1 protein-coding gene and 1 pseudogene are annotated in these 2,178 nt (G+C 58.6%); both read left to right on the top strand.

Translation table 11 applies throughout. The features are described 5' to 3' along the window. Window positions 1-892 precede the first annotated feature (892 nt). A pseudogene (locus JKG68_RS32000) lies at window positions 893-1,357 on the top strand (VOC family protein); the annotation flags it as partial. A 184-nt stretch (window positions 1,358-1,541) separates the two neighbouring features. Continuing rightward, window positions 1,542-1,751, top strand: a complete 210-nt coding sequence (locus JKG68_RS33100) for a hypothetical protein (RefSeq protein ID WP_210346521.1) — start codon at window positions 1,542-1,544, stop codon at window positions 1,749-1,751. Window positions 1,752-2,178: the final 427 nt, after the last annotated feature.

Genomic DNA, 2,178 nt, shown 5'->3' with positions numbered 1-2,178 from the left:
GCAAAGGACCAAGCGGCCATTCACGACACTGATACTTCGTTCATCCCTCTGCCCGATCACCTCAGGACGAACGATGAGGTAGTGGCTTGGTTGACCAAGGATCTACCGAAGCTCACAGAGGGGCTGACCAGATCAAAGTAGCCGTGGCAGGTCCATCATGTCTGGCAAGAAGGCTGTAGCCACATAGACCACCAGCACTACAACTGGGGATGGGAGAATAAGGTACAGTAGCACTACGAGCACATGGTTGAGCAGTCTCATGGCGGGACACCCCCATACCAGCGCGTGGAGACGTGCTAGGAAACTGGTGTTTGAAGCGGCATAGCCTTGGCCAAGCCTGAATAGTCTGATGTTCGATCATTCGGTCTATGGACCATCTGCTCGAGCGTGGAGCAGCAGACCTTCTCAAGGCGCCTGCAATTTCTAGGTATGACTCGTAGTGGACCTACAAGCATTACTGACGCCTACAAGTGGTGAGCGCAATCCCGCCTCTTGTTGTCCCAGTCGGGAACTCCACCCGAATGGCAGTCAGCACGGCAGCATGTGTTCTCCGGCACAGCCGGACGGCGTACAAAAGCTTATCGATCGACCATGAGCATGAAGCCGCCTCGCACCCTCATCGGGACATAGCGGAACTCCTGACAGGCCAGAACCGACGATGAGCAAGAGCACCCGATCCCCTGCCCCCTCCTTCAACTTGAACCCCGCAGAGTGGGGCGCCGTTGCCGTCCTGATGGCGTTCCTGGTCCTGTGGTTTGGTTCAGCCTTCGCCTGACCCTGCCTGATCGGGACGGACCCATCTGTAATAGAGACGGGCTGTATGCTAACCATTTCGGAAGAGCTTGGGTCGAGAATAGCCAGATTGTCGCCTTTGAGACGAAGGGAAAAGGCTATGGCAAAGAATACGATCTGCCTGTGGTACGACAAGGACGCTGAGGCTGCTGCGCGCTTCTACTCCGACACGTTTCCAGATAGCGCTGTTCTTGCCGTCCACCGTGCCCCCGGTGACTACCCGGCCAGTAAGGAGGGTGACGTATTGACGGTTGAATTCACCGTTGCGGGCGTTGCCTGTCTCGGCCTCAACGGAGGGTCCGTGTTCAAGCACAATGACGCCTTCTCGTTTCAGATCGCCACCGATGATCAGGTTGAGACCGACCGCTACTGGAATGCCATCGTGGGTAACGGCGGCCAGGAGAGCGCGTGCGGCTGGTGCAAGGACCGGTGGGGCGTGTCATGGCAGATCACGCCACGCGTCCTCACGGAAGCGCTGGCGGCCGGCGGCGATGAAGCCAAGCGCGCCTTCGCGGCGATGATGGACATGAGAAAGATCGACGTGGCCGCGATCGAGGCGGCGCGATGTCTCACACGATCAATTCATCTTCGAGGGCGGCCCACGGGCTCGAATATTGCATGGACCGTAAAACCACATTCGGGGTCATGACTACTCATCAGGGAATAACGCTAGAAGGCAGTTCGTGCTGCAAGTAGTTTCAGTGATTCTCGGCAGCTCGGCTGGGGGCGACAACTTAGGGACTTACGCTATGCCGAAGCTAACCGTGAGCTGGGACGAGAACGGGCCTTCGCTGCAAACGGCTGAGGTTGAAAATCCTGTGTTGGATCGGCGCTGGAGTGCTCCGATCGGGCAGCTCACAGACGATGAGCGGCAGGAGCTGCTGTCCGCAGCCCAAACCTTGGCGCAGCTGATTGCTGATCTAGCGGCAGAGGACACCTTCTTCAGCAATCCCCGTTAGCTCCTGAACCGGATGGGAGCAGTGCGTTCGAAGGATCTTCAACGACCAAGAGCCCTACCGCGATCCCCGCCGGTGAAGAGGCCTCAGCACCCCAAAATGCCGATTGAGGACGATCTACATGGCATACTCCTGCCGCTCTAGGCGGTGTCAGGGTTTGAGGTTCCCGAAGGGAATTGAATAGCGCAAGCGATCCATGCTGGAGATGCTGTGCTTCCATTCCGTTCGGGAGTGCCCCGGCAACAAGACGCACCGAACCGTCGTGGCGGTTCCTGGAGGCATGGCCCAAGGCGGTCAGGCAGAGCGGCGCTCAGCCAGCATGCCCCTCGTGCCGTCTCGCCATTTCGCTCCATTGTAAGCGCTGTTCTCAGGCCACGGCCTTGAGGTCTGGCGCAGTGGCGTAGGCCCACGGCAGCAGATCATCGAGGCG

The organism is Microvirga aerilata, from assembly GCF_016743775.1.
Lineage (GTDB): Bacteria > Pseudomonadota > Alphaproteobacteria > Rhizobiales > Beijerinckiaceae > Microvirga > Microvirga aerilata.
Note: the sequence above shows the minus strand (reverse complement) of the source record. Positions and strands in the feature narration are given on the sequence as shown.

What these genes read in the sequence shown, in the direction of transcription:
- JKG68_RS33100 (WP_210346521.1), top strand. Translation starts at nt 1,542, where the DNA reads ATGCCGAAGCTAACCGTGAGCTGGGACGAGAACGGGCCTTCGCTGCAA.